Origin of the sequence: Microbacterium sp. AK009 (genome assembly GCF_013410955.1) — a bacterium.
In the GTDB taxonomy this organism is placed as follows: Bacteria; Actinomycetota; Actinomycetes; order Actinomycetales; family Microbacteriaceae; genus Microbacterium.
The window spans coordinates 492,953-519,828 of record NZ_JACCCG010000002.1 but is presented as its reverse complement, the minus strand read 5'-3'; the positions used below and the strand labels follow the sequence as shown (position 1 = coordinate 519,828).

22 protein-coding genes are annotated in these 26,876 nt (G+C 69.7%); 14 read left to right on the top strand and 8 right to left on the bottom strand.

Features of this window, described 5'->3' with window-relative positions:
* Positions 1-5 precede the first annotated feature (5 nt).
* Both HDC37_RS06450 and HDC37_RS06445 read left to right on the top strand, forming a co-directional pair.
* Positions 6-1,451, top strand: coding sequence for an aldehyde dehydrogenase family protein (locus tag HDC37_RS06450; RefSeq protein ID WP_179559613.1), 1,446 nt, complete (start codon positions 6-8; stop codon positions 1,449-1,451).
* Positions 1,452-1,462: 11 nt separating this feature from the next.
* On the top strand, positions 1,463-2,326 hold the full coding sequence (locus HDC37_RS06445) for an aldehyde dehydrogenase (protein WP_179559540.1): 864 nt from the start codon (positions 1,463-1,465) through the stop codon (positions 2,324-2,326).
* A 12-nt stretch (positions 2,327-2,338) separates the two neighbouring features.
* Here HDC37_RS06445 and HDC37_RS06440 read toward each other — a convergent pair whose 3' ends face one another.
* Positions 2,339-3,721 (bottom strand): MFS transporter, encoded by a 1,383-nt coding sequence (locus tag HDC37_RS06440; RefSeq protein ID WP_179559539.1) that lies wholly within the window; start codon positions 3,719-3,721, stop codon positions 2,339-2,341.
* A gap of 57 nt (positions 3,722-3,778) precedes the next feature.
* Between HDC37_RS06440 and HDC37_RS06435 the strand changes: the two genes are divergently transcribed.
* The 3 genes from HDC37_RS06435 (at position 3,779) to HDC37_RS06425 (ending at position 7,965) form a co-directional block, all read left to right on the top strand.
* On the top strand, positions 3,779-4,414 hold the full coding sequence (locus HDC37_RS06435; RefSeq protein WP_179559612.1) for a hypothetical protein: 636 nt from the start codon (positions 3,779-3,781) through the stop codon (positions 4,412-4,414).
* Positions 4,415-4,646: 232 nt separating this feature from the next.
* On the top strand, positions 4,647-6,830 hold the full coding sequence (locus HDC37_RS06430) for a DEAD/DEAH box helicase (RefSeq protein WP_179559538.1): 2,184 nt from the start codon (positions 4,647-4,649) through the stop codon (positions 6,828-6,830).
* A gap of 106 nt (positions 6,831-6,936) precedes the next feature.
* Positions 6,937-7,965: an ATP-dependent 6-phosphofructokinase gene (locus tag HDC37_RS06425; protein ID WP_141937916.1), complete on the top strand. Its 1,029-nt coding sequence runs from the start codon at positions 6,937-6,939 to the stop codon at positions 7,963-7,965.
* A 245-nt stretch (positions 7,966-8,210) separates the two neighbouring features.
* Here HDC37_RS06425 and HDC37_RS06420 read toward each other — a convergent pair whose 3' ends face one another.
* The 3 genes from HDC37_RS06420 to HDC37_RS06410 all read right to left on the bottom strand — a co-directional run bounded on the left by HDC37_RS06420 (position 8,211) and on the right by HDC37_RS06410 (position 13,244).
* The gene (locus HDC37_RS06420; protein ID WP_179559537.1) at positions 8,211-9,191 is read right to left on the bottom strand and encodes a hypothetical protein; all 981 of its coding nucleotides are present in this window, start codon (positions 9,189-9,191) and stop codon (positions 8,211-8,213) included.
* A 270-nt stretch (positions 9,192-9,461) separates the two neighbouring features.
* Positions 9,462-11,576 (bottom strand): S9 family peptidase, encoded by a 2,115-nt coding sequence (locus HDC37_RS06415; protein ID WP_179559536.1) that lies wholly within the window; start codon positions 11,574-11,576, stop codon positions 9,462-9,464.
* 42 nt (positions 11,577-11,618) lie between these two features.
* Positions 11,619-13,244, bottom strand: coding sequence for an MFS transporter (locus HDC37_RS06410; RefSeq protein ID WP_179559535.1), 1,626 nt, complete (start codon positions 13,242-13,244; stop codon positions 11,619-11,621).
* A 270-nt stretch (positions 13,245-13,514) separates the two neighbouring features.
* On the opposite strand from HDC37_RS06410, the gene HDC37_RS06405 reads away from it, so the two are divergent.
* From HDC37_RS06405 to HDC37_RS06385, 5 genes are all read left to right on the top strand, one after another.
* Entirely contained in the window at positions 13,515-14,774 is a 1,260-nt protein-coding gene (locus HDC37_RS06405) for an inorganic phosphate transporter (protein ID WP_179559534.1), read from the top strand.
* Positions 14,771-15,103, top strand: a complete 333-nt coding sequence (locus HDC37_RS06400) for a peptidase (protein ID WP_179559533.1) — start codon at positions 14,771-14,773, stop codon at positions 15,101-15,103. Before HDC37_RS06405 ends, HDC37_RS06400 begins: the two co-directional genes overlap by 4 nt.
* Before the next feature lie 53 nt (positions 15,104-15,156).
* Positions 15,157-16,065, top strand: coding sequence for a phosphodiesterase (locus HDC37_RS06395; RefSeq protein WP_179559532.1), 909 nt, complete (start codon positions 15,157-15,159; stop codon positions 16,063-16,065).
* A gap of 124 nt (positions 16,066-16,189) precedes the next feature.
* A complete protein-coding gene (locus HDC37_RS06390) occupies positions 16,190-17,662 on the top strand; it encodes an aspartate ammonia-lyase (protein WP_179559531.1) in 1,473 nt (490 codons plus the stop codon).
* 99 nt (positions 17,663-17,761) lie between these two features.
* Complete coding sequence (locus tag HDC37_RS06385; protein ID WP_179559530.1) at positions 17,762-18,184, top strand: DUF4190 domain-containing protein; 423 nt, start codon at positions 17,762-17,764, stop codon at positions 18,182-18,184.
* A gap of 78 nt (positions 18,185-18,262) precedes the next feature.
* Here the strand turns inward: HDC37_RS06385 and HDC37_RS06380 are convergent, their stop codons facing one another.
* Positions 18,263-19,129: a fumarylacetoacetate hydrolase family protein gene (locus HDC37_RS06380; protein ID WP_179559529.1), complete on the bottom strand. Its 867-nt coding sequence runs from the start codon at positions 19,127-19,129 to the stop codon at positions 18,263-18,265.
* Positions 19,130-19,197: 68 nt separating this feature from the next.
* Between HDC37_RS06380 and HDC37_RS06375 the strand changes: the two genes are divergently transcribed.
* Both HDC37_RS06375 and HDC37_RS06370 read left to right on the top strand, forming a co-directional pair.
* Positions 19,198-20,433, top strand: a complete 1,236-nt coding sequence (locus HDC37_RS06375) for a PrsW family intramembrane metalloprotease (RefSeq protein ID WP_179559528.1) — start codon at positions 19,198-19,200, stop codon at positions 20,431-20,433.
* A 184-nt stretch (positions 20,434-20,617) separates the two neighbouring features.
* Positions 20,618-20,986: an FKBP-type peptidyl-prolyl cis-trans isomerase gene (locus tag HDC37_RS06370; protein WP_124292889.1), complete on the top strand. Its 369-nt coding sequence runs from the start codon at positions 20,618-20,620 to the stop codon at positions 20,984-20,986.
* On the opposite strand, the gene HDC37_RS06365 is transcribed toward HDC37_RS06370, so the two are convergent.
* Positions 20,970-21,926, bottom strand: a complete 957-nt coding sequence (locus tag HDC37_RS06365; RefSeq protein ID WP_257021325.1) for a DMT family transporter — start codon at positions 21,924-21,926, stop codon at positions 20,970-20,972. The two genes, HDC37_RS06370 and HDC37_RS06365, sit on opposite strands and share 17 nt — an antisense overlap.
* Positions 21,927-22,136: 210 nt before the next feature.
* Here HDC37_RS06365 and rpsO point away from each other — a divergent pair, with 210 nt between their 5' ends.
* Both rpsO and HDC37_RS06355 read left to right on the top strand, forming a co-directional pair.
* The gene (rpsO, locus tag HDC37_RS06360; protein WP_017830938.1) at positions 22,137-22,406 is read left to right on the top strand and encodes a 30S ribosomal protein S15; all 270 of its coding nucleotides are present in this window, start codon (positions 22,137-22,139) and stop codon (positions 22,404-22,406) included.
* A 312-nt stretch (positions 22,407-22,718) separates the two neighbouring features.
* Positions 22,719-24,233, top strand: a complete 1,515-nt coding sequence (locus HDC37_RS06355) for an asparaginase domain-containing protein (protein ID WP_257021324.1) — start codon at positions 22,719-22,721, stop codon at positions 24,231-24,233.
* A gap of 125 nt (positions 24,234-24,358) precedes the next feature.
* Here the strand turns inward: HDC37_RS06355 and HDC37_RS06350 are convergent, their stop codons facing one another.
* A complete protein-coding gene (locus tag HDC37_RS06350) occupies positions 24,359-25,378 on the bottom strand; it encodes an isopenicillin N synthase family oxygenase (RefSeq protein ID WP_179559527.1) in 1,020 nt (339 codons plus the stop codon).
* A gap of 108 nt (positions 25,379-25,486) precedes the next feature.
* Complete coding sequence (locus tag HDC37_RS06345) at positions 25,487-26,674, bottom strand: acyltransferase family protein (RefSeq protein ID WP_179559526.1); 1,188 nt, start codon at positions 26,672-26,674, stop codon at positions 25,487-25,489.
* Positions 26,675-26,876: the final 202 nt, after the last annotated feature.

The window sequence follows — 26,876 nt, the reverse complement described above, 5'->3', positions numbered from 1 at the left end:
AATCCATGTCCTTCCTCGACTACGCCCCGGCACCCGAATCCCGGTCGATCCTCGCCCTGCGGGACGAGTACGGCCTCTTCGTCGACGGTGAGTTCCGTCCTGGATCGGGAACTCCGTTCGACACCGTGGCACCGGCCGATGAGAAGCGCATCGCCACGGTGGCACACGCGGACGAGGCCGACGTCGACGCCGCCGTCGCCGCCGCCCGACGCGCCTTCGACAAGACCTGGTCGACCATGTCGGGGCGCGACCGCGGGAAGTACCTCTTCCGCATCGCCCGCCTCGTCCAGGAGCGCGCCCGCGAGCTCGCGGTCGCAGAGAGCCTGGACAACGGCAAGCCCATCAAGGAGAGCCGCGACGTCGACATCCCGCAGGTCGCGGCGTGGTTCTTCTACTACGCGGGGTGGGCCGACAAGCTCGACCACGCCGGCGCCGGTGCGAACCCCCGCCCGCTCGGGGTGGCCGCTCAGGTGATCCCGTGGAACTTCCCGCTGCTCATGCTCGCGTGGAAGGTCGCCCCGGCCCTGGCCGCGGGGAACACGGTCGTGCTCAAGCCCGCCGAGACCACCCCGCTCTCGGCACTGCTCTTCGCGGAGATCCTGCAGCAGGCCGACCTTCCGCCGGGCGTGGTCAACATCATCACCGGCGCCGGCGCGACGGGCGCGGCGCTCGTGCGTCATCCCGACGTCGACAAGGTGGCCTTCACCGGCTCGACCGCCGTCGGACGGGAGATCGCCCGCGCCGTCGCCGGCACGCCAAAGAAGCTCACCCTCGAGCTCGGCGGCAAGGCGGCGAACATCGTCTTCGAGGACGCGCCGATCGATCAGGCCATCGAGGGGATCGTCAACGGGATCTTCTTCAACCAGGGTCACGTCTGCTGCGCAGGCAGTCGACTGCTCGTGCAGGAGTCGATCCACGACGAGGTCGTCGACCGGCTGAAGGCGCGCCTGTCCACCCTGCGTCTCGGCGATCCGCTGGACAAGAACACCGACATCGGCGCGATCAACTCCCGCGAGCAGCTGGATCGCATCCGCGAACTCAGCCGCATCGGCGAGGAGGAGGGCGCGGAGCGCTGGAGCGCGGACTGCGTCATCCCCGACAACGGCTTCTGGTTCCCGCCGACGATCTTCACCGGCGTGCAGACCAGCCACCGGATCGCGCGCGACGAGATCTTCGGGCCGGTGCTGTCGGTGCTCACCTTCCGCACCCCCGCAGAAGCCATCGAGAAGGCCAACAACACCCCCTACGGGCTGTCGGCCGGCATCTGGAGCGACAAGGGATCGCGCATCCTCGCCGTTGCGGATCGCCTCCGCGCGGGCGTCGTGTGGGCCAACACCTTCAACCGCTTCGACCCCTCGAGCCCGTTCGGCGGCTACAAGGAATCCGGTTATGGACGTGAGGGCGGCCGCCACGGCCTGCTGGCGTACCTGAAGAGCACCGCGAACAGCTGAGGACCCAGGACATGACACAGCGTTTGACCGTTCCCAAGACCTACAAGCTCTTCATCGGCGGGGCCTTCCCCCGCAGCGAGTCCGGGCGCACCTACGAGGTTCGCTCGCCCGGTGGCGCATTCCTCGCAAATGCGGCGCAGGCCTCGCGGAAGGATGCGCGCGATGCGGTGGGTGCCGCCGTCGGTGCCGTGAAGACCTGGTCGGGCGCCACCGCGTACAACCGCGGACAGGTGCTCTACCGCGTCGCCGAGGTGCTCGAGGGTCGCCGCGGCCAGTTCGTCGATGAGGTCATCGCGCAGACCGGACTGTCGCAGTCCCAGGCGGCCGCCGAGGTCGACGAAGCCATCGACCGGTGGGTCTGGTATGCCGGCTGGTGCGACAAGTTCGCGCAGGTCACCGGCAACGCCAACCCGGTGGCCGGGCCCTACTTCAACCTGTCGGTGCCCGAGCCCACGGGGGTGGTGGGCGTGATCGCCCCGCAGGACACCGCCCTGATCGGCCTGGTGTCTGCGATCGCGCCGGCCCTCGTCGCAGGCAACAGCGTGGTCGTCGTCGCCTCCGAGGCCTTCCCGCTCTCGGCCATCAGCCTCGCCGAGGTGCTGGCCACCTCAGATGTGCCCGGCGGTGTCGTGAACATCCTCACGGGATCGCCTGCTGAGATCGCGCCGTGGCTGGCGGGTCACCCCGACGTGCACGCGCTCGACCTGGTCGGCGCGGGAGACATCGACTGGATCGACCTGCAGGTGAAGGCGGCCGAGACGCTCACCCGTGTGCTTCCGCCAGAGCAGGGACCGGATGCGGCAGCGCCGAGCCTGCAGCGGATCACCGCCTTCACCGAGGTGAAGACGGTCTGGCACACCAAGAGCCTCATCTGAGGTCCGTGCGTCTCACCTGACCTCTGCCGGGCTCTCGCTCGCGACGGGGTTGCGGATCCCGAACCACGACACCACCCCGCCGATGGCGAGGAACACGGCGGTGACGACTGCCGCCCGGTGGAAGCCGTCGAGGTCGAGCGACCCGCCCACGATCGTGCCGAGGGCCGCGATGACCAGCAGACCCGCGACGCGGGCGACGGCGTTGTTCACCGCGGAGGCGATTCCCGAGCGTGAGCTGTCGATGGCACCGAGGATGGCCGAGGTGAGGGGCGAGACGGTCACCGCGAGCCCCAGGCCGAAAATGACGACACTCGGGAGCACCTGCCACCAGTAGTCGAAGTCTTCCGACACGGTCAGCAGCAGCAGGGCGCCGACGGCCATGAGCAAGGGCCCGACCGTCATGAACAGGCGCGGGCCGATCCTGCCGGCGAGGGTGCCGACCCGCGAGCTGAGGACGATCAGCAGCACGGTGCTGGGAAGCATCGCCAGCCCCGCCAGGGTCGCGGGAAGCCCTGCGCTCTGCTGCAGGTACACCCCGACCACGAACCCGTTCAGCGACAGGGCACCGTAGATGAAGGCGGTGGCGACGTTTCCGGTCCAGAAATTGCGGACGCGGAACAGGCCGAGCGGCATCATGGGACTGCGCGCCAGGTGCTGTCGGACGAGGAACCCGGCGAAGGAAAGGATGCCGACGGCGAGCGTCGCCCAGATGAGAGGTGAGGACCACCCGAGGTTCGGCTGCTCGATGAGGGCGAACACCACCCCGCCGAGTCCGACGGCGCACATCGCCGCGCCCGCCCAGTCGACGCTGCGCGTGGGGTCGCGTCTCTCGGCCAGCCCCATACGCGGAAGGAGGAAGAGCGTCACGGCGATGGGGACCACGTTGATCAGGAAGGCCAGGCGCCACGACAGCAGGTCGACGAAGACACCGCCGAGCAGGGGGCCGACGAGCATGGCCGCCGTCGTCGCGCCCGTCCACGTGCCGATGGCGCGCGCCTGTGCGGGACCGCGGAAGGTTGCGGTGATGAGGGCGAGCGAGCTCGGCACGAGCAGGGCGCCGGCGACCCCCTGGAGTCCGCGCGCGACGATGAGGAACTCCGCCGTCGGCGCTGCGGCGATCGCGACGGAGGTCACTCCGAACCCGATGAGTCCCCACACCAGCACCACGACACGGCCGAACACGTCGCTGAGCGAGCCCGCGACGAGGATGAGCGCGCCGAGGGTGATGAGGTACGCGTCGACGACCCACTGCTGGGTGGCGAGTCCTCCGCCCAGTTCCTCGGCGATGGCGGGAAGGGCGACCGTGACCACCGTGCTGTCGAGGAAGGCCACGAACGACGCGAGGATCGCGACGAGGAGGACGACACGCTCGCGTGTCGCCGGCTGATCGGTCACGCCCTCACCCTACTCCCGCGGGTATCGTCGAAATCCGACGGGGGAAGGGCACCCATGATGAACATCCGACGCGCAGTCGTCATCGCCGCAGGCGCGACGATAATCCTCGCCGTGGCGACCGGATGCGTCCCCGAGCCCGGCTCGACGCCCTCGCCGTCCGCGAGCCCGACTCCGTCGGATGGCGTCACTCCGGTGTCGCCTGCGCCGACCCCCTCGCCGATCGAGACGATGCTGCCCGACACGCTGCAGCTGCCGGAGCGGTGCGAGGACATCTACTCGGCGACAATGCTCGACTCCCTCAACCAGCAGAACCCGCCCCTGAACGATCCCGGCGTGACGATGTACTCCACCGAGAACGCCGTCGGGCTGGAGATCCTCGCCGCCGGGCCTCCGTCGATCCGCTGCTCGTGGGGTACCCCGAGCGAGTCGGGGCTCGCGACCACCGTCACTGTGATCGACGCGACGCAGGCGGCGGCGCTGCGCACCGGCCTGCTGGAGTCGGGTTTCGGCTGCGAGGACGCGCTGGGCGGGACCGTCTGCCGCATCGAGCAGCGCGGTGTCTCGCTCGATGATGTGCCGTACCTCCGGGGCGAGACCCACGTCGTGCGTGACAACGGATGGGTGGCCACCGCCTACATCAATTTCACCCCCGAGGGGTACAGCGAGGACATCGTCCAGACGCTCTGGGGGTGACCCGACGCGCCGCAGGGTGTGCGGGGAGTGGGCGCGCGGCCCGGCGGCGCGCTAGAATCGTTGCCGGAGATCTCACCGGCGTCGCCGCAGCTCGCTGAAGCGAGTGCCCGCAGCCGCCCGGCCGAGGACTCCGACCCGCGTCGTGACGGATCGCCGCCCGCGGACCCCGTCGCTCTCACCGGCCCCGCCGGACACCCGCCGGTCCTCACCGGCACTCACGCTCAGGAGGAGCATGCCGACCACGGCACCCGCCCAGGATTCGCGCTCACGCTCGGCGTCGAGCCGCAGAAGGTCGTCGTCGCGCCGCGACGACGACGCCCCCGTCATCCCGATCCTCGCCCGCAAGGTTCGCGAGGTCGAAGCCAAAGCCCAGCGCGGCAAGCTCGGGCCCACCAATCGCGTCAAGTTCCAGGTGATCGCCTTCCTCGTCCGCGAGGAGCGGGCACGGGTCAAGGCCGACACCGAGATCACCGACGCCACCCGTTCGGAGCTGCTGAAGCGCCTCGACGGTGTCGCGACGATCCTCGCCAAGACCGCGGCTCGCGACACCTCTCTGATCCAGCTTCTCGAAGTCGACCAGGCCACCTCGCCGGTCGCCCGCCGCATGCGACGCGACTGGCTGCTGGAATCCGGTGCCGAGCTGCCGCCGGACGAGCTGATCATCACCGACAGCGCTCCGGCGCCCGCGCAGGTCGTACCCGCCGCGCTCGCCGAGCGCCAGGTGGTGCCCCCGACCATCGAAGCCCGCCAGATGGCGAACCCGTTCCTCGCGCCGGACCTGTCGCGCCTGGCGCCCAAGGACAACATCCGCCGGCGCCTGGACGGCTGGGAGCTCATGGGCCCGCTCTACAAGGCCTTCGAGACCGGTGCCGGAGGCGGCGCAGCATCCATGGATCTGCCCCCCGTCCCCGAGTTCGACCGTCTCTCGCCCAAGGGCCTGGAGGTCATGCCGCACCAGTCGCGCTTCCTCGAGGCGGTGCGTCAGGGGCACCGGTCGTTCCTCCTCGCCGATGAGCCGGGCCTCGGCAAGACCGCCGAGTCGGTGCTCGCCGCCTCGGTCGCCGACGCCTATCCGCTGCTCGCGGTCGTCCCGAACGTCGTGAAGATGAACTGGGCGCGCGAGGTCGCGCGCTGGACGCCGCAGCGCCGGGCGACCGTCATCCACGGCGACGGGGAGGCGATGGACGCCTTCGCCGACGTGTTCATCGTCAACTACGAGATCCTCGACCGGCACCTGTCATGGCTGAGCTCGATCGGGCTGAAGGGCATGGTCGTCGATGAGGCCCACTTCATCAAGAACCTCACCTCGCTCCGCTCGCAGAACGTCCTCGCCCTGGCGGGCCGCATCCGCGAGCAGGTGCGCGACCCCCTCATGCTGGCCCTCACCGGCACCCCGCTGATCAACGACGTCGAGGACTTCGACGCGATCTGGCGCTTCCTCGGCTGGACCACCGGCGAGAAGCCGGGGCCGGCGCTGATGGAGAAGCTCGACGAGTCGGGTCTCACACCGGCCGACAAGGCGTTCTACCCCGCCGCCCGTGAGGCGGTCATCTCGATGGGGATCGTCCGGCGGCTGAAGACGGATGTCGCAGCCGACCTCCCCGACAAGCTGATCGCCGACCTTCCCGTCGAGCTCGACGACGAATTCGGCCGATCCATCCGCCAGGCCGAGCGCGAGCTCGGCGACCGCCTCGCCGCGCGCTACCGCCGCATCATCGAGGCCCGCGGCACCGCCCGCCAGGGGCAGGCGACCCTGCACCTGCCCGGAGAGCTCGACGACGACATCGTGCGACTGGTCGCCCAGAACGAGCTCGACGAGTCCAAGGCGCAGGGGACGGGGTCGGAGAACGTCTTCACCATGGTGCGTCGCATCGGTCAGGCCAAGGCCCATCTCGCCGCCGACTACGCCGTGCAGCTGCAGCGGTCGGTGGGCAAAGTGGTGTTCTTCGCCAAGCACATCGACGTCATGGACGCCGCCGAGGCGCACTTCCGCGCGTCGGGAGTGCGGTCGGTGTCGCTGCGCGGAGACCAGACCTCCACCGCACGCCAGGAGGCCATCGACGCGTTCAACAACGACCCCGGGGTGGGTGTCGCGGTGTGTTCGCTGACGGCCGCCGGTGTCGGCGTGAACATGCAGGCGGCTTCCAACGTCGTGCTGGCGGAGCTGTCGTGGACGGCGGCCGAGCAGACGCAGGCCATCGACCGGGTGCACCGCATCGGCCAGGCGGAGCCCGTGACGGCGTGGCGCATCATCGCCGCCCACACGATCGACACCAAGATCGCCGAGCTCATCGACTCCAAGCAGGGACTCGCCCAGCGGGCCCTCGACGGCATCGCGGTGGACCCCGAGTCCAGCGACTCGGTGCAGCTGTCGGCGCTCATGCATCTCACCCGGCGGGCGCTCGGCGAAGTCTGAGCCGGGCCGCGGGCCTGCCGGGTTGGTGTGCCCCCGGCATCCGGCAGTACTCTCGGGGTGAGGCAGCGTCGCCGATAGCCCCACCCCGAGAGCACCGAGGACACACATGAAGATCGGCATCCTGACCAGCGGCGGCGACTGCCCCGGCCTGAACGCCGTCATCCGCGGCGTCGTGCTGAAGGGCACGACGAACTACGACCTCGAGTTCGTCGGCATCCGCGACGGCTGGCGCGGTGTGGTGGACGCGGACTTCTTCCCCCTCACCCGTCACGAGGTGAAGGGCCTGTCCAAGGTCGGCGGCACCATCCTCGGCACCAGCCGCACGAACCCGTACGAGGGGTCGCGCGGGGGAGCGGAGAACATCGCCAAGACGCTCTACGGTCATCGGATCGACGGGATCATCGCCATCGGCGGGGAGGGGACCCTCGCCGCCGCCGACCGCCTGTCAAAGGACGGCATCAACGTCATCGGCGTCCCGAAGACGATCGACAACGACCTGCGCGCCACGGACTACTCGTTCGGCTTCGACACCGCCGTCAACATCGCCTCGGAGGCGATGGATCGCCTGCGCACCACCGGCGACTCCCATCAGCGCTGCATGGTCGCCGAGGTCATGGGGCGCCACGTCGGCTGGATCGCGCTGCACGCGGGCATCGCCGCGGGGGCGCATGCCATCCTCATCCCCGAGGTGCCGCTGACGATCGACGACATCTGCGAACTGGTGACCAAGGCGCACGACCGAGGCCGCGCGCCGCTGGTCGTCGTCTCGGAGGGCTTCAAGCTCAAGGGAATGGACGAGGCGTTCAGCGACAAGGGCCTCGATGCCTTCAACCGTCCGCGACTCGGCGGCATCAGCGAAGTGCTCGCCCCCGAGATTGAGCGCATCACCGGGATCGAGACCCGCGCCACGGTGCTGGGCCACATCCAGCGGGGCGGATCGCCCTCGGGATTCGACCGGGTGCTCGCCACGCGCCTGGGGCTTCACACCGCCGACGCGGTGATGGACGCGGAGTGGGGCAAGATGGTGGCGCTTCGCGGCACCGACATCGTGCGGGTGCCCTTCGCCGAGGCGCTGGGCGAGCTCAACACCGTGCCGCGCTACCGCTACGACGAGGCGGCCGCGCTCTTCGGCTGAACGGCGTCGGGCGCGCACCGCCGCCGCCATGTCCCACAAACCGCGGCCGGCGGCCGCCATGTCCCACAAACCGGCGCCTGCCGCCGCCGCCATGTCCCACAAACCGCGGCCGGCGGCCGCCATGTCCCACAAACCGGCGCCGGCCGCCGCCATCGGCGCATCATCTGCGACATCCTCGCCCCGCGTGTCGCAGAAGAGGCGGTGTCAGAGGCATGGAGGCCACCTCTTCTGAGACACGCGTGGGGTCAGACACCGTGACCACGCCACCCGGCGGCGAGAAGCGCCTCGGCGACCTTCTGCACAGCCCTGGCCGGGTCCGGGCGCAGATGATGGCTGAGGATGCGGACGTGCGTCCACCCTTCGCGGCGGATGTCGTCCCAGCGATCGGCGTCCCGTGCGAACTGCTTCTCGTCGAACGCATGGACACGGCCGTCGTGCTCGACGCCCACCCGATATCGCGGGTAGGCCAGGTCCAGGCGGGCGACGAATCTGCCCGCGTCAGTACGCAGGTCGTGATTGAGCGCGGGCTCGGGCAGACCCGCACGCGTGATGGCGAGGCGCAGCCGCGTCTCCTCGGCGGTCTCGGCGCCCGCGCGGATCTCATCGAGCGCCCTATGCAGCTTTCTGCCCGACACGTCGCCGACGACCCGGACCTCATCCCACAGGTCGTCGAGCGTGATGAGGCGGTGGCGGGGACAGATCAGGAAGTCTCCCGCCGCGATGATGTCATCGACATCCCACCCTCCCGCCGCCTGTCGCCACAGTCGAGCCGGGTGGTCGATGGGGAGACCGTCGGCGATCCACCGTCCGCCCGGCCGATCCTGGAGGCGGTGGCCGACGACTCCTGTGCGGCGAGGCTGAGGCGCCGGACGCCGCACCGAGAGGTGAAGGGGATGAGCGCCGTCACGGCGGAACGGCAGCGGGGCTCCGAGGAGGGCGAGACCGGTGCTGTGGCTGAAGAACTGTGCCGGTGTCACAGCGGGCGCCACCTCGCGCGCACGGCGGACGAGGTCCTCCCGCAGGTCGGCCAGGCGTTCGCTGTGGCTCGCGGTCTCGGCCGCGATCGGGCGGGGGGCCACGGGGCGCACGACCCGGACTCCCCGCGTCGGACGCTCGAGATCGCGTCCACGCAGGCGCGAGGGCGATACACCGGCGGCGCGGGCTTCAGCCGTGGAGAAGGGGCGGTCGGAGAACGGCGGCGGGAGCGGGCGGGCGCGTCGTGTCATCCGACCATTCAGCCTTTCCGCACCGACGCGCGGGGGAGCGACCTCGCATCTGTGGACGGCAAGCGGTCAGCGATGGATGTGCAGGAGGAGTCCGGTGTCGCAGAAGACGATACGAACACGGCAGAAGGGCTCGGCTTGTGAGACACCTGCCCGCGCATGTCTCAGCAAACGCGGGCTCAGCGACCGAGAACCGCCGCAAGTGAGACGCGCGCCGGTAGGGACGGGCAGTCAGGCGTGGTGACGGGGCCCGGGAGTGGCGGGCGCGGAGGCTCACTCCGCGACGCCGAGTACGTCCAGCAGCCACGCGAGCTCGAACGCCCGCTCCCGCCAGGCGTTGTACCGGCCCGAGACGCCGCCGTGCCCGGCGACCATCTCGCACTTCAGCAGCGCGTCGGCGCCGACCTCCCGCAGCCGCGCGACCCACTTCGCCGGCTCGACGTAGAGCACGCGGGTGTCGTTGAGAGAGGTCACCGCGAGGATGCGGGGATAGCGCACCCCCTCCCGCACGTTCTCGTAGGGCGTGTACGACTTCATGTAGGCGTAGACGTCGGCGTCGTGAAGGGGGTCGCCCCACTCGTCCCACTCGATGACGGTCAGCGGCAGCGAGGGGTCGAGGATAGTCGTCAGCGCATCGACGAACGGCACATCGGCGAGGATCCCGGCGAAGCTCTCGGGCGCGAGGTTCGCCACCGCTCCCATCAGCAGCCCGCCGGCGCTTCCGCCCTCCGCCACCATCCGGTCAGCGGTGGTGTAGCCGCCCTCGACGAGGTGCTGCGCGGCAGCGACGAAGTCCGTGAAGGTGTTGCGCTTGGCCAGGAGCTTCCCGTCCTCATACCACTGCCGGCCCATCTCGCCACCGCCGCGGACATGGGCGACGGCGAAGATCACGCCGCGGTCGAGCTCCGACAGGCGAGGCACGGAGAATCCCGGCTCGATGGAGTGCTCATACGACCCGTAGCCGTAGAGGTGCACAGGGCGCGGCGCCGCGCCCGGCTCGCCGAACGACCGCTTCCACACCAGTGAGACCGGCACCTCGGTGCCGTCGTCGGCGCGGGCCCAGACGCGCGCCTGTCCGTACTCCGCGGGATCATAGCCGCCGAGGATCGGCTGGCGCTTCCGCACGATCAGCTCGCCCGTCGCGATCTCGTAGTCCAACACCGTGCGGGGCGTGACGAACGAGCCGTACGACAGCCGCAGCATCGGCGGGGCCCACTCGGGGTTCCCGCCGGTGCCCACCGAGTACAGCGGCTCGTCGAACTCGATCTCCGACACCGCAGACGTGGCGTAGTCGAGCATGCCGAGTCGCGCGAGTCCCTCGCGGCGGTAGCCGATCACGCCCCAGTCGCGGAAGGTCGACAGACCGAGCAGGCGGATGCCGGGGCGATGCGGGATGACGCTGCGGCGAGGCCCCTGCGGGTCGGCCGCCGATACGCGCACGAGTTCGAAGTCGAGCGCGTCGTCGTTGTGGAGGATGTAGAGCTCGTCTTCACCGTCGACGACGGCGTGCGAGACGTCGTACTCCACGCCCTCGCGGCGCGGCCAGATGACCCGCGGCTCGGATCTCAGATCGGTGGCGTCGACGAGCCACTCCTCGGAGGTGATCGATGAGCCCAGGCTGATGACGAGGTAGCGCTCGCTGCGCGTGAACCCGGCGCCCACCCAGTACCGCTCGTCGGGCTCGTGGAAGAGCGTGGCGTCATCGGCGACCGGTGTGCCGATCTCGTGGAGCCAGACGGTGTCGGGGCGCCAGGCGTCATCGACCGTGGTGTAGACGATGAACCGGCCGTCGGGCGAGAAGCTCGCCCCCGCGAAGGTGCCGGGGATCTCGTCGGGGAGCTGACGGCCGGTCACGAGGTCTCGGACACGGATCGTGTACCGCTCGTCGCCGGCGACGTCGACGCCGAACAGCATGCGCGAACCGTCGGTGGAGACATCGAAGCTGCCCAGGGAGAAGAACTCCTGGCCCTCCGCCTCGACGTTGCCGTCGAGGAGGACCTGCTCGCCGGGTACCTCGGCATCCGGCGAGAGCGCCGGTGGGGTCCAGTCGTCCGCAGATGCGAGGGGAGCGCGGCACTGGATGCCGTACTGCTTCCCCGCGACGGTCCGGCCGTAGTACCACCACTCGCCGTCGCGGCTGGGGACGGAGAGGTCGGTCTCGAGGGTGCGGGACTTGATCTCCTCGAACACCCGCTCCTGAAGGCCCGCGAGGTGTGCGGTGCGCGCCGCGGTGTAGGCGTTCTCTGCCTCCAGGTGTGCGATCACCGCGGGATCGTCCTTCGCCCGGAGCCACTCGTAGGGGTCTTCCACGTCGTCACCGTGGTGGCTGCGAACGAGGGGCGAGCGTGCGGCAACGGGAGGCGGGGGGGGTACGGCGTCGCTGGTCACCGTTCCACGCTAGTCGACTCCTCCTGCCCTCAGCGGGGCTCGCTAGGAGCTCGCGTCGAGTGCGGTGACGCGCTTCTGCCGCGGTGGGGGAACCTCGTCCGGGATGCCGCGCGAGAGGAGCAGCGACGCCAGTGCCAGCAGGATGAGGAAGAACAGAGCGGTGCGCAGCGACGTGAGCTGTGACTGGACGTACACCGTCTGCAGCTCGGTCGCATCCTGGTCGCTGAGGCCCGCGTCGGTCGCGATCTGCGGCACGCCGGCGGCCGGCACGATCTGGACGCCGTCCGCCGTGCGCTCGTTGACGATCGCCTGTGTCTGGGGCGGCAGCGAGCTCTGCGCGACGCCGCTGGCGAAGGACGTGGCCAGGGTGCTGATGAGGATCGACCCGATCAGGGCGGTGCCGAGGGAGGAGCCGAGGTTCTGAAGAACGCCCTGCAGGCCACCGACCTCGCTCGTCTCCTGCTCCGTCACCGACGACATGTTCACATTGCCCAGCTGCGAGGCGAGGAGCCCGAGGCCCGCGCCCGCACAGAACATCCCGAGCCCGAATGCGGGGCTGGACAGCTCGGGGTCGACGGCGGTGAGCAGCACGAGGCAGCTCGCTGCCAGGGCCCACTGGCCGACGCGCACGATGCGCTTAGGCGACCAGCGCGTGGACAGGCGGGTGCCGAAGATCGAGAACAGGATCAGCGACACCGACAGGGGGAAGATCCGCACGCCCGTCTCGAGGGCATCGAAGCCGAGCGTCATCTGGAGATAGACCGGCACCATGAAGAACAGCCCCGCCGTGATCGCGTACTGACCGCCCAGGACGCTCAGGCCGCTGCGCAGCCGACGGATGGACAGCAGTTCTGCGTGCAGCAACGGGTCGCGTCCGCGGGCGACCAGGCGGCGCTGGCGCGCGAAGAAGAGGGTCAGGAGCATGCTGCCGCCGACGATGAGCCATGCGGTGAGGGAGATCCCCAGCGGTGCGATCTGCACGTCGCCGATCTCCGGGGAGTGCAACGGGATGATCCATCCCCAGACCTTGCTCTGCAGCATCCCGTACACGACAGCGACGAGGCCCGACGCCGACAGCAGTACGCTCAGCGCATCGATCCCGACGCGTTGGCGCGCCGCCTTCTCGCCGATGCGCCCGGCTAGGAGCACGACCACCACCATGATGACGACCTCGCCGGCGAAGACGTACCGCCAGCTGAGATAGGTGGTCAGGAAGCCGCCGATGAGGGGGCCGGCGGCGACGGCGGCGCCGGAGATGGCGCCGATGGCCGCGAACGCCGACACCCGATCGCTTCCGTCGTAGTTGTCGGCGATCAGCGCGGCGATCGCGGGGATGACGAGCACCGCCCCGAGGCCCTCGATGACCGACCAGCCGAGGAACAGCGTCAGCATGTTCGGGCTGAGGGCGGTCAGCAGCGAGCCCGCCGCGTACACGACCGACCCGATGACCAGGGCGCGGCGCCGGCCCCAGAGGTCGCCGAGCTTCGCGCCCAGCAGCATCGTGGCGGCCATCGTCAGCGTGTAGAACGTGATCGCCGTCTGCATCGCCGTCACGCTGCTGTCGAGGTCTGCCACCACGGTCGAGATCGAGACGTTCATGACGGTGCTGTCGAGCACCATGACGAACTGCGCCGCGCCCAGGATCAGCACGACAGACCACTTCTTCACCCGGTCACCTGCCTTCGCCCCGGGAGGCGGATCCGAGGCTCGCGGCATCATCCAACACCCTTCGGCCCCGTTTCGCATCACCCGATGTGCCGCGCGCCGGGCGCGCCGGACATCACCCGGGCCAGCGGCTCCCGAGTTGACCGGGACGGGGCCCGGTGAAAGGATTCTGTCTGGCCGGTTGCCGGTTCCTTAACTCCCGGTGAACTCTTCGTTCGCACACGCCGATCCCGTCGGCACCCTCCCTATGTCGACACTCCCGGAAAGCGAACGGTGGAGACCGCAGCCCTCATCATCGTGCTCGTCATCGTGCTGGCACTGTTCTTCGATTTCACGAATGGGTTCCACGACACGGCCAACGCCATGGCCACCCCCATCGCGACCGGTGCGCTCAAACCCAAGGTCGCCGTCCTGCTCGCGGCCGTACTGAACCTCGTCGGAGCATTCCTGTCCACCGAGGTCGCCAAGACGATCTCGGGGGGCATGATCCGCGAAGACGAGCTCTCGGCGGCGATCTTCCCCGCGATCATCTTCGCGGGCCTGATCGGCGCCATCTCGTGGAACATGCTCACCTGGCTCCTGGGCCTTCCCTCCAGCTCGTCGCATGCGCTGTTCGGCGGTCTGATCGGGGCCACGATCGTGGGAGCGGGCTTCGCGGCGATCGACCTCGGCGTCGTGATGTCGAAGGTCATCCTGCCCGCGCTGATCGCGCCGCTGACCGCGGGGGTGATCGCGTTCGCGACCACCAAGATCGCCTACGCCGTCACGCGGCGACACGACGGCAAGCCCGACGGCCGCGACGGGTTCCGGTGGGGACAGATCTTCACGTCGTCCCTCGTCGCCCTCGCGCACGGCACGAACGACGCGCAGAAGACGATGGGCGTCATCACGCTGGCGCTCATCACGGTGGGATGGCAGTCCAGCGCGAATCCCGACCCGCAGCTCTGGGTGATCGTCGCCTGCGCCGTGACCATCGCGCTCGGGACCTACATGGGCGGCTGGCGGATCATCCGGACCCTCGGCAAGGGGCTCACCGACGTCAAGCCCGCCCAAGGATTCGCCGCGGAGTCGTCGACGGCCTCCACCATCCTGGCCTCCAGCGCCCTCGGCTTCGCGCTGTCGACGACCCAGGTCGCGTCGGGTTCGGTGATCGGCTCGGGTCTCGGCCGCCGAGGCTCCATCGTGCGCTGGCGCACGGTGGGCCGCATCATGGTCGGCTGGCTCCTCACCCTCCCGGCCGCCGGCGCCGTGGGCGCCGTCGCGGCGTACGTGGTCGTCCTGCTGGGCACCTGGGGGATCCTGATCGACGCGGTCGCCGCCGGTGTCGTGGTGCTGGCGATCTATCTGCGTTCGCGTCGCAACGCGGTCAACGCGGCCAACGCGATGAGCGAGGTCGCCGACTCGGGTGCGGCGGTCAAAGTCCCGCGCAACCCGCCGCCCACGCGTCGTCAACGGCGCCGCCTCGAACAGGCCGAGCAGGCGTCGGAAGAGGTCCCGCGCGAGCGTACCGGCACCAAGGGAGAGCGGTCATGATCGCGATCGACTGGTTCGCCTTCGTCCAGGTCTTCCTCGCCGCCCTGATCGGGGCGGCGGCGGTCGTCCTCTTCTATGCCCTCGGGCTGCGACTCCTCGTCCGCAGCGGGCGCGCCCCCGTCGTGACTCCGGCGGAGTTCACCGACGCGATCACCGTGATCTCCGAGAAAGAGGCGCGCCGCGCGGCGAAGGCCGCAGCCAAGGCCGCCCGGAAGAGTCCGCTCACAGATCGTCAGAAGCAGGTGGCGTACATCGGTGCATATGGATGCTTCGCGGTCTGCGCGGCTGCGGTGATCGGCGGCATCCTGCTCATCGTGGTCAATCACTGACGCGCGTCGCCTGGGCGCGCACCCGCGGGGGTGGTGCTCGTTAGGCTCGAGCCATGGATGCCGCATCCCTTCGATTCGGTCAGTACCCGCCCCCGCTGAAGACGGTGCTGCATCTCAGTGACACGCATCTTCTCGCCGGCAACCCGCCCCTGGGTGGGCGCTACGACACCGAGGCCAACCTCGAGCGCACCCTCGAGGCTGTCGAGCGGCTGCAGGTGCGCCCCGACGCGCTGGTGTTCACCGGTGACCTGACCGATCTCGGCGAACCCGAGGCGTACCGGGCGCTGCGGGAGGCGGTGGAGCCGGTCGCCGACCGCCTGGGTGCGCCGCTCATCTGGGTCGCCGGCAACCACGACGAGCGCCCCGCCCTGCGCGCGGCGCTGCTCGACGCGGCGCCGACGGAGGACCCCGTAATCGCCGTGCACGACCTGGGAGGGCTCCGCCTGGTGGCACTGGACACGTCGGTGCCCGGCTGGCACCACGGTGATCTGGATCAGGGCCAGCTCGAGTGGCTCGCCGAGGTCCTCGCCGAACCGGCGGAGCTCGGCACCATCCTGGCCCTGCACCATCCGCCGCTGCCCTCGCACCTGCCGCTGTTCGACATCCTCGAGCTGCGGGAGCAGGACCGGCTCGCGCGGGCCATCGCGGGGACGGACGTGCGGCTCATCCTCGCCGGCCACCTGCACTACTCGACCTCCGGCTCCTTCGCCGGTGTCCCGGTCAGTGTCGCCGCAGCGACCTGTTACACGATGAATCTCGCCCAGCCCGCCGTCGAGGTCAACGGCATGGATGCCGGCCAGTCGTTCCATCTCGTGCACGTCTACGAGCACACGATCACCAGCGCGGTGGTGCCGGTCGTCGATGCGCCCCGGGGCGGGTACTTCGATGCGGAATGGGCCGCGCGGATGGCGGGGCTGAGCCCCGAAGACAGACTCGAGGCCTTCTCGCGCAAGCGGCGGTGACTCGACGGAAGCGACGCTGCGGACACTGCGCCCGCCGCACCTGTACACAGGGGCCACCGAAGAGGCGGCGACTCGTGACTAGGCTCGGGGGATCACCGACCGCCGCGACCCAAAAGGACTATCGATGGCTCCGGACGCAACGACGCGCACCCGCACCGAATCCGATTCGCTGGGATCCCTGGAGATCCCCGCCGACGCCTACTGGGGCATCCACACCGCCCGGGCGCTGGAGAACTTCCCCGTCAGCAAGCGCCCCATCTCGGTCTACCGAGACCTGGTGCGCGCGCTGGCGATGGTCAAGCAGGCCTCCGCACGGGCGAACCGCGATATCGGCGTGCTCGACCCGGTGAAGGCCGACCTCATCGATCGCGCCGCGCAGCTCGTCATCGACGGTGAGTACCACGACCAGTTCGTCGTCGGGGTGGTCCAGGGCGGTGCCGGCACCTCGACGAATATGAATGCCAACGAGGTCATCACCAACATCGCCCTCGAGCTCGCCGGGCGGCAGAAGGGCGACTACGCCTTCCTGTCGCCGATCGACGATGTCAACCGCAGCCAGTCCACGAACGACGTCTACCCGACGGCGGTCAAGGTGGGTCTGAGCCTGGATCTGAGGACGCTCCTGGACGAGCTCGACCTGCTGCGTCACTCCTTCCTGGCCAAGGCGCGGGAGTTCCACGACGTCCTCAAGGTCGGTCGCACGCAGCTGCAGGACGCCGTGCCGATGACGCTCGGGCAGGAGTTCCACGGCTTCGCGACCACTCTCGGCGAGGACTACAACCGGCTCACCGAGAACGCCTACCTCCTGTACGAGATCAACATGGGTGCCACGGCCATCGGCACGGGCATCACCGCCTCGCCCGGATACAGCACCGCGGTGCTCGCCCACCTGAGGTCGATCACGGGTCTGGACCTGGAACTTGCCACCGACCTGGTCGAGTCCACCAGCGACACCGGCGCGTTCATGTCGTTCTCCGCCTCGCTGAAGCGCAACGCGATCAAGCTGTCGAAGATCTGCAACGACCTGCGCCTCCTCTCCTCCGGACCGCAGGCGGGATTCGGTGAGATCAACCTCCCGCCCCGCCAGGCGGGCTCGAGCATCATGCCGGGGAAAGTGAACCCCGTCATCCCCGAGGTGGTCAACCAGGTCGCCTTCGCCGTGGCGGGAGCCGACCTCACCGTGACGATGGCGGTCGAAGGCGGTCAGCTGCAGCTGAACGCCTTCGAGCCGATCATCGCCCACTCGATCTTCCAGTCCATCACCTGGATGCGTCGCGGAATGCACACGCTGCGCGTCAACTGCATCGACGGCATCACCGCCAACCGCGAGCGACTGGGGGCCATGGTCGGCACGTCCGTCGGCGTCGTGACGGCGCTCACGCCGTACATCGGCTACGCCGCCGCCGCCGCGCTGGCGAAGACCGCCCTCCTGACCGGCCACAACATCGCCGACCTCGTCGTCGAGGCCGGGCTGATGTCGCGCGAGGAGGTCGCCAAGCAGCTCTCGCCTGCGCGGCTGTCGGGGCTGGAGGCGACCACCGCCGCGATCCCGCTCGTCCTGCCGGCCGAGAACCTCGTCTCGGAGTCGGCGGACTGACCCCTCCGCGGCGCGGCGCGTCAGGCTGGCGCTCCCGGGCACGGACCGATAGCGTTCGTTCGCAACCCTGAGCCGCTTTCCGTTCACCAAGGAGCCATCGTGACCGACCCGCAGAACCCGAGCGCCGTTCCGCCGAACGCTCCGGAGAACCCGCCCGCCTACAGCGCCGCACCCCCTCCCGCCTACAGCTCGGCGCCCCCGCCCGCTTACAACGCCCAGCCCGCTCCCGGCGCGCCTGTCCCCGGCAAGACGCTCGGCATCGTGGCGTTCGTGCTGTCGTTCTTCGCACAGCTGATCGCCCTGATCCTCGGCATCGTGGCGCTCGTCCAGAGCCGCAAGGCCGGGGTGAAGAACGGCTGGGCGCTGGCAGCCATCATCATCAGCGCTGTGCTGATGGTCATCGGCATCATCGTCATCATCCTCGTGGCGGTCGCCATCGGCGGCAGCCTCGCCGCCGCGTGTGCCGAGCTCGGCCCAGGGGTCCACCCTCTCGAGGGTGGCGGCACCATCACCTGCAGCTGATCGCGGAGGTCGAGCATCTCGAGATCGAAGCGCCGGTCCCCTGGGGGCCGGCGCTTCGGCGTTGATGCGGAGCCTGTGTCAGTCCAGGATCCGGCAGTGCGTGGTCAGCTCGCCGATCCCGTCGATTCCGACGGTGACCGTCGAGCGGTCGCGGAGGAACACCTGCGGGTCGCGGGAGTAGCCCGCACCGCCCGGGCTGCCGGTGGAGATCAGTGTGCCGGGAAGGAGGGTGGCCGACTGCGACAGGGCGGTGATGAGGGTGGCGACCGACCGCACCATCTGCCCGGTCGAGGCGTCCTGCAGGGTGCGACCGTCGAGCACCGTCCAGATGTGGAGGTCCTGCGGGTCAGGGACCTCATCGGCGGTGACGACGAAGGGACCGGTCGGGGTGAAGCCGTCGAACGACTTGCAGCGTGACCATTGGGCTTCGGAGAACTGGATGTCGCGGGCGGTGATGTCGTTGACGACGGTGTAGCCCCAGACGTGGTCGAGGGCATCGTCGACGGCGACATCCTTCGCGGGCCGCCCGATGATCACTCCGAGCTCCGCTTCGTAGTCGACCGATTCGCTCAGCGAGCGGGGCCACGAGGTCGTGGCGTCGTGACCGGTCAGCGAGTTCGGCCACAGCACGAAAACGGTCGGCGTCGCATCGGTCTTCAGCCCCAACTCGCCCGAGTGCGCGGCGTAGTTCAGGCCCACCGCGAGGATGGCCGGCGGGCCCAGGACGGCCGAGGCGAACCGGAAGGGCGAGAGAGGATGCCGCGGCGCATCGGCAGCGGCATCCGCGACCATTGCCAGCAGATCGTCCCCGCCCTCGACCAGCGCCTGCAGGGTGGCGGGCGCTCCGGGATAGAGCTCGTCGACGAAGACGGCCTCATCGTCGCCGGGGACGAGCACGAGGCGGGGCCGCGCGTGGTCCGACGAGGTCACGTGGGCGAAGCGCATCCTTCCACGGTATACGCAAAGCGACGCGCCCCCCGCGGTGCGGCGTGCGCCCGCATAGGCTGTTCGCCATGACGAACTCGGCCGGTCTCGGGGGCGGGCGCCCCACGCTCGTTCCCCCGGCATTCCCCACGGTCTTCGCTCAGCCGCAGGTCGCCCACGGAGCCTCCATCCCCCAGGCGCGGGTCTCACCCGAGCCGGTGCCGATTCCCACCGGCGGCGCGGCGCTGCCCCGCCGGGGGCGTACGGCGCCGCTGTGGATCGCCGGGCTGCTCGTGCTGATCCTCGTCGCGCTCGTCGGCTACTTCCTCAACGCCCTGGGGCCGGCAGCATCCATCATCGGCGGAATCGCGGCGCTGGTCCCCCTCGTCGGGGTTCTCTTCGCCATCCACCTGGTCGATCGGTGGGAGCCCGAACCACGCGGCCTGATGGTGCTCGCAGTGGCATGGGGCGCGATCGCGTCGGTCGGGATCGCGCTGGGCGTCGACCTGTTGCTCGGCTTCGTCTTCGGGTTCGGCTCCACACCGCTCGGCGACGTGCTGTCGACGGTCGTTCAGGCCCCTGTCGTGGAAGAGATCGCCAAGGGCCTCGGCGTCCTGTTGATCTTCCTCACCGCCCGCCGGGCCTTCGACGGCCCTGTCGACGGCATCGTCTACGGCGCGCTCGTCGGTGCCGGTTTCGCCTTCACCGAGAACATCCAGTACTTCGGCATCGGATTCATCGAAGGCGGGGTCGCCGACGTCTCGCAGATCTTCTTCCTCCGCGGCATCCTCTCCCCGTTCGCGCACGTGATGTTCACCAGTGTCATCGGCTTCGCCCTGGGGCTCGCCGCGCGGCGCAGCGGCCGGGTGCGCGACGCGATGGGACCCTTCCTCATGGGGCTCGCCGGAGCGATCCTCCTCCACGCGTTCTGGAACGGCTCGGCGGTGTTCGGTGACTTCTTCGGCCTCTACCTCACCCTCCAGGTGCCGCTGTTCATCCTGTTCATCCTGGGGATCCTGGGTCTCCGCCGGGAGGAGGCCCGCCTCACCCGGGAGCGGCTGACGGACTACGCCACGGCGGGGTGGTTCACTTCGCAGGAAGTCGACATGCTCGCCACCGGGTCGGGTCGTCGCGCGGCACTGGCATGGGCGGCGGGGCTCCGCGGCGACCGCACGGCGACGATGAAGGGCTTCATCCACGACGCCACCGCGCTCGCAGCCGCCCGGCAGCGTTCGATCACCGGCCGTGATCCGCGTGCCGCCGAGGATGAGCACGTCCTCCTGGCGCGGGTCGCCGCCGCCCGGGCCGCGCTGTTCGCCCCCTGACCCCCGGGGGAGGAGCACCCGGCCGGACAGAACTCAGCGCCCGGTGCCGCGGCGATGCCTGCGTGTCTACCGGGCGCTGAGTCGGCCTGACATCAGGATGCCGAGCCGCGCCTGCGGCTGTCAAGACCCCGTTCGCCGCGCCGGTCGCGTTGACCGGGATCGGCGCCTGGGCTTGGATGGACCCATGACGGATGACCGCACCAAGCCCGAGATCGACGCCCCCGCCGGCCCTGCTCCCCGCGAGCTGGAGATCCGCGACCTCATCGTGGGGGAGGGGGCGGAGGCCCGCCCGGGCGACCAGGTGACCGTCCACTACGTCGGTGTGGAGTTCGACTCCGGCGAGGAGTTCGACTCGTCGTGGAATCGCGGCGAGAGCATCCAGTTCCCGCTTCGCGGTCTCATCCAGGGATGGCAGGACGGCATCCCGGGCATGCGGGTCGGCGGGCGCCGCGAGCTGGTCATCCCCCCGCGCCTGGCCTACGGCGAGGGCGGCGGCCACTTCCTGGGCGGCAAGACGCTGATCTTCGTGATCGACCTCATCGCCGTCGGCTGAACGGACCCCGCGCGCGGTTCAGGCGCATGCGCCCCTGCGCGAGGAGGATGCCGGCGAAGACGACGAGCGCACCCACCGGCTCGTTCCAGCTCAGTCGCTCGCCCAGAATGAGGATGCCGAGGGCGACGCCGATGACGGGTGTGATGTAGGTCACCGTCGACGCGCGCGTCGGGCCCCAGGCCCGGACGACGTTCTGGTTCCAGATGTACGCCAGGCCCGTCCCCAGGGCGCCGAGGAGGATCAGGCTGAGCACGATCGCCGGGGTGAGCTGCACGGGAGCCCATGCGACCACCGGAGTCAGCAGGACCATGATCGCCGCGGCGATGCCGATGTTGAGGAACGAGAACGTCAGCGCCGACATCCCGGTGTGTGCGACGAAACGCCGCATGTAGGCCAGGCTGAACCCGTAGCACGCGGTGGCCCCGAGGATCGCCAGCTGCGCGACGACTCCCTGCGTGAGGTCCAGGCCCTGCCACGGGCCGATGATGACGACCACGCCCGCGATGCCCACGGCGATCCCGGTGACCTGCTCGCGGCTGAGCCGCTCGACCCGCAGGAGCAGCCCCGCCATGATCGCCGTCATGATGGGGGTCGTGGCGTTGTAGATGCTGGCCAGCCCCGACGTGACGTGCTGCTGCGCCCACGAGAACAGCAGGAATGGGATGACGCAGAACGTCACCGCCAGCACGGTCATGTGTCCCCAGACGCGGAGCGCGCGCGGCAGCCGCTCGCGCCGGACCGCGACGAGCACCCCGAGCGCGAGCGCGCCGAGCACCAGACGTGCCCACGCGACCTGCCCGGGGCCGACACCGTCGAGTGCGACCTTCATGAACAGGAAGCTCGAGCCCCACACGATCCCGGCGAGGGTGAACTGCAGCACGATCATCCCCGCCGGTCGCGAGGTCTTCGCAGGTTCGGTCACGAGCTCATCCGTGGTCATGCCGCGACCCTACGGCGACGGCGGGCGCCGGATCGGTCCGGTCCAGCGCATCGTCCGTTTTCCGCCGGTGGCCGACCGTCCGGCTACGCGTCGTCACACCAGGGGAGGACTGGTAGACTCGTCCAGTTGCCGTTCGATCGGCCGCGGATAAAGAGAGCTCACGCATCAGGCGTCGGGCACCGCGCAATGAGGAGAAAGGGGATCCCATCTATGGCACTCGAAGCAGACGTCAAGAAGGCGATCATCGAAGAGTACGCGACGCACCCCGGTGACACCGGATCCCCCGAGGTGCAGGTCGCGATGCTGACGCAGCGCATCAAGGACCTCACCGAGCACCTCAAGGAGCACAAGCACGACCACCACTCGCGTCGTGGGCTGTTCCTGCTCGTCGGTCAGCGCCGCCGTCTGCTCGGCTACCTCCAGGACATCGACATCGCGCGCTACCGCTCGCTGATCGAGCGCCTGGGACTGCGCCGCTAATCGCGACCAGCGTTCAATCGCGCAAAACGTTCTTGTGAGAGCCGCCCGAGGTGTCGGGCGGCTCTCTTTTTCGTGCGCTGCGGCTCGCCGCACGAAGCGTCATCGAGTCGTTCGCTCTCGGAAACGTCCCCGACATCCGCCCGAATAGGCTGTGAAGCACCGGACACCCCCTCCGGCACGGCTCCACCCTCATCGCTCCTGCGTCTCCCACGCCGTCCCGGATGCGCCTTCCCGGGCTGGGCGTGAGCCTGCCCTCCGACGTCGTGGCGTTGTCGTCGTGGTGCCGTCGGGCACTCTGGAAGGAACGCTTCGTTGACCACCCTCGCCTCACCCGCCGCATCCCGCTGGCGGCGCACCCTCGCCCTCGTCGTGGCGGGTGTGCTCGCCGCCTCTGGAGCCGTCATCGCGATCGCCTCACCCACCCCTGCCCGCGCCGCGACGGCCGGCGACAAGCCCAAGGTCGTCGTGGTGGCGACGGGGGGAACGATCGCAGGTCGTGCCGATGGGCGCGACACATACACCGATTACCGGGCCGGTACCTATCCGATGGTCGACCTCCTCGGCGTCATCCAGCCGGAGGTCTCGGCATTCGCCGATGTGGAGGTCGTGCAGTTCGGCAATTCCGGGTCCGGTGGCTACACCATCCCGCAGTACCGCGAGCTGAGCCTGACGGTGCAGAGCGCACTCGCCGACGCCGACGCGGTGGTCGTGACGACGGGGACGGACACGATGGAGGAGTTCGCGTACTGGCTCGATCTGACCGTGCAGAACAAGAAGCCCGTCGTGATCACCGGTGCGATGCGGCCGTGGGCCGCAGGGGCGACGGCGAGTGAGTCGATGGTCCTCGGGGCCGATGGCCCCGCCAACCTCCTGCAGGCGATCCGACTCGCGGCCAGCCAGGCCACATTCTGCTTCGGCACCGTCCTGATGCTCAACGACGAGATTCACGCCGCCCGGGACGTCACCAAGGGGAACTCCACGCGCAACGACACCTTCGTCACACGGATGTCGGGGGTGCTGGGGTGGATCGACGGCTCGTCCGTGATCGTCAACCGCGCCCCCGCCCGGGTGCTGGACTGCGCGAGTGAGGAGTGGTTCACGCCGTTCGACCTCGAGACCGTCGCGGCGGAGGACCTTCCCCGTGTCGAGATCTTCTACAACTACCAGCAGGCCGGGGGAGAGGCGATCAGCGCCTTCGCCGCCGCCGGTGTGAAGGGCATCGTCACCGCGGGAACGGGGGCGGGCGGCATCGCGTCGGCTGCAGGGCAGGCGCGCACCGCCGCCGTCAACAACCAGGGCGTGTGGTTCGTCAGCACCACGCGCACCGGCAGCGGCACCGTGGACAGCGGCTCGGGCAACATCATCCCCGGCGGCGACCTGCTGCCGCAGAAGGCACGTCTGCTCCTGCTGCTCAGTCGCACGTTCACCGAAGACGTCTCCGTCGCTCGCGAATGGTTCGCGACCCTCGGTGCGCCCTCGTTCGACTCCTCGGCCCTCGCTGCCTCGGTCGCTCCGACCCCGGGTGGTGCTGAGCCCGAGCCGACCGAGGAACCCTCACCGGAGCCGACCGCAGAACCCACGGGCGAGCCGACCGGGGAACCGTCGGAGGAGCCGAGTGGCGAGCCCACGGCGGAGCCGACGCCGGATGCCACCGAGACGCCTGCCGCGGGTGCCGTCGCCGGGGCCGGGGGCGGCGACGGCCTGGCCAGCACGGGCCTCGCGGGCATCGGCGGCCTGTCCCTCGCGGCGCTCCTGCTCATCGCGGTCGGTGCAATCACCTACCTGCGGCGTCGCCGCCGTGTGGCGGAGCACATGCTGACCCACTGACCCTTTCATCGAGAGTGCGACTGCGCGCCGAGGATGCGGGGTGACCCCGGGTTCTCGGCGCGCAGATGCACTCTCGCCGAGGTGGCCCCGGTCGCCCGCGGGCGACCGGGTGCGTCGAGCCCGGGTCAGGAGGAGGAGGCGCGGGCGGCCAGCAGGTCGGCGTGCCACCGCTCGGCGACGTCGGGATGCGCGCGCAGTCGCGACTTCAGCGCATTCTCGCCGAACAGCGAATGGATCGGGTTCGACGGGTCCTCGGTGACGCCTCGGGCCTCGGCGGCCAGCTCCGACGGCAGCTCGACGAGCGGCAGCGCAGCGTCGAGGGCAGGGTTGAAGAAGAAGGGCACCGAGATGCGATCGTCGGGGAAGCGCGGCGAGACCACCCGGTGATTGGTGGCGACGAGGTAACCCTGCGTGGCGTACTCCATCATCTCGCCGATGTTCACCACGAATGCGCCCGGCACAGCCGGGGCGTCCACCCATTCTCCCTCGCGCTCGACCTGCAGGCCGCCCTTTCCCGGCTCGACCCACAGCAGCGTCAGGACCCCCGAGTCCTTATGCGCGCCCACGCCCTGCTGCGGTTCGGGCGCGGTCGTGCCCGGGTAGCGCACGATCTTGATCAGGCTCGCCGGTTCGCCGAAGTGGCGTTCGAAGTGGTCGGCCTCGGCGCCGAGGGCCAGCGCCCACTGCCGGAGCAGGACCCGGGAGATGTCGGTGAGCTTGTCGTGCCACTCGGTGACGACCTCGCGGAGCTCCGGCTGCGCCGCCGGCCACAGGTTGGGTCCGGTCAGGCGGTGGAAGTCAGCCGCATCCGGATCTGTGACGGGTTCGCGCTCGGGACCGATGTCGATCTGCTCACGCCAGTCGACTTCTCCCTGCGTGCGCTCGCCGCCGATGCGGGTGTAGCCGCGGAAATGCGGGCTGTTGAGGTTCTCGATCGCCAGCTTGTCGGCCTCGGGGAGGTCGAAGAACGCCCGCGCCGCGGTGTGCAGGCAGTTCTCGAGTTCCGGGCTGACCCCTGTTCCGGTGAGGTAGAAGAAGCCGACGCGGTGCGTGGCCTCGCGGAGCTCGTCGCGGAAGGCGGCGGCTTCGTCAGGGCCGGCGTCGAGGCGGGAGAGGTCGAGGATCGGCAGTGACAGGTCGGTCATGGCGACAGGCTACGTCGAAGAGAGGGGCGCCTCGGGCCGTGTTACGGGGGCCTCGGGCCGTGTTACGCCGGTACCGCCACGTGTGACGCCGGCACCGCCGCGAGGGGCTCAGAGGGGCCCGCGGGCGTCGTGCGGTCCGGCGACGGGTCGCGCCCGCGGCGGCTCGGGCGGTCGGCGCGATCCGGTGGGGTCGGATCGTCGTCCTTCCGACGCGGCCAGCGAGGGATCGGCGAAGAGCCAGCCCGGACGCGGTTCGATGAGGGGCCGGAAGACGCGCCGCACGGGTTTCGTGGCAAGGCCCAGCGCGATGCCGATCGACAGCAGGCACACCACCGGCAGCCACAGCCACGTCGGTTCGAGGCCGCGGAGCACTCCCGACTCGCGGAACGGGTAGAGCACGAACGAGTGCAGCAGGTAGATGTACATCGTGTACTGGCCGAAGTGGGTCCACCACTTCTGTCCCCGCGGAACGAGGATGAAGAGGGCTGTGGAGAGGATGAGGGCGATCAGCATGAGGGCGATGCGGACGCCCCCCGCCCACCACGCCGTTCCGCCCAGGTCGGCGTAGGAGTCGTCGTAGAAGAACCAGGTCGCGAGGTTCATCTGCTTCCACTCGTCGACGAAGAACCATGCGGCCCACCCGGCGAGGGCGAAGGTCGCGACGGCGGCCGGGAAGCCCCACCACGGTCGACGGTCCAGCAGCTGCAGACGTTCGATGACCCGGCGCTCTCGGAGCCACCATCCGAGGGTGAAGAACGGCAGCAGTCCGAGGGTGCGCGACAGCGAGAAGGTCGAGTCGATGTTCGGCAGATAACCCGCGCCGATGGAGATCGCGACGGTCCACACCAGCGGCCATCTCAGCAGGGCGAGGTAGGGGAGCACGAGACGGAAGATGCCGAGTGCGAGGAGGAACCACAGCGTCCACGACGGGCGGGTGAGGTTCGGATCGGCCTGTCCCTCCACGATCCACTTCGTGAGTACCCAGAGGCCTTCGAAGATGACGTAGGGCACGACGATGTCGGTGAGGATCCGCGCCATCTGACGCTTGCCGGGAACGTCGGACTTGGAGAAGTACCCCGAGATGAGGGCGAACGCCGGCATGTGGAAGGCGTAGATGAGCAGGTACAGCGACAGGGCGATGTCGGAGTCGTAGGTGAGGCGCTGGATCGCGTGGCCGAGGACGACCAGGACGATGCAGACGAACCGGGCGTTGTCGAAGAACGGCGTGCGCCGCTTCGTGCGCATCGTGCCGGTCGTCGGGGTGGCTGCCGTCGGTGGCGTGCGGTTGCCGGACATGGGTCACCTCCCCGGGACGAGTTCAGACTAGCCGTCAGCGGCGCTCGCACGGCCCCGGGAACCCGCGCAACTTCCGCGCGGCGCGGTCGTCCCCCGCGCGGCGGGAATAGCCTGAGGCGGCGGGCGTTGGATCGGATGTATTCACTTGCATGAAATTCTACGAGGCGGATGAACCCGCGCGGCGAGAGAGCGGAGAAGAGAC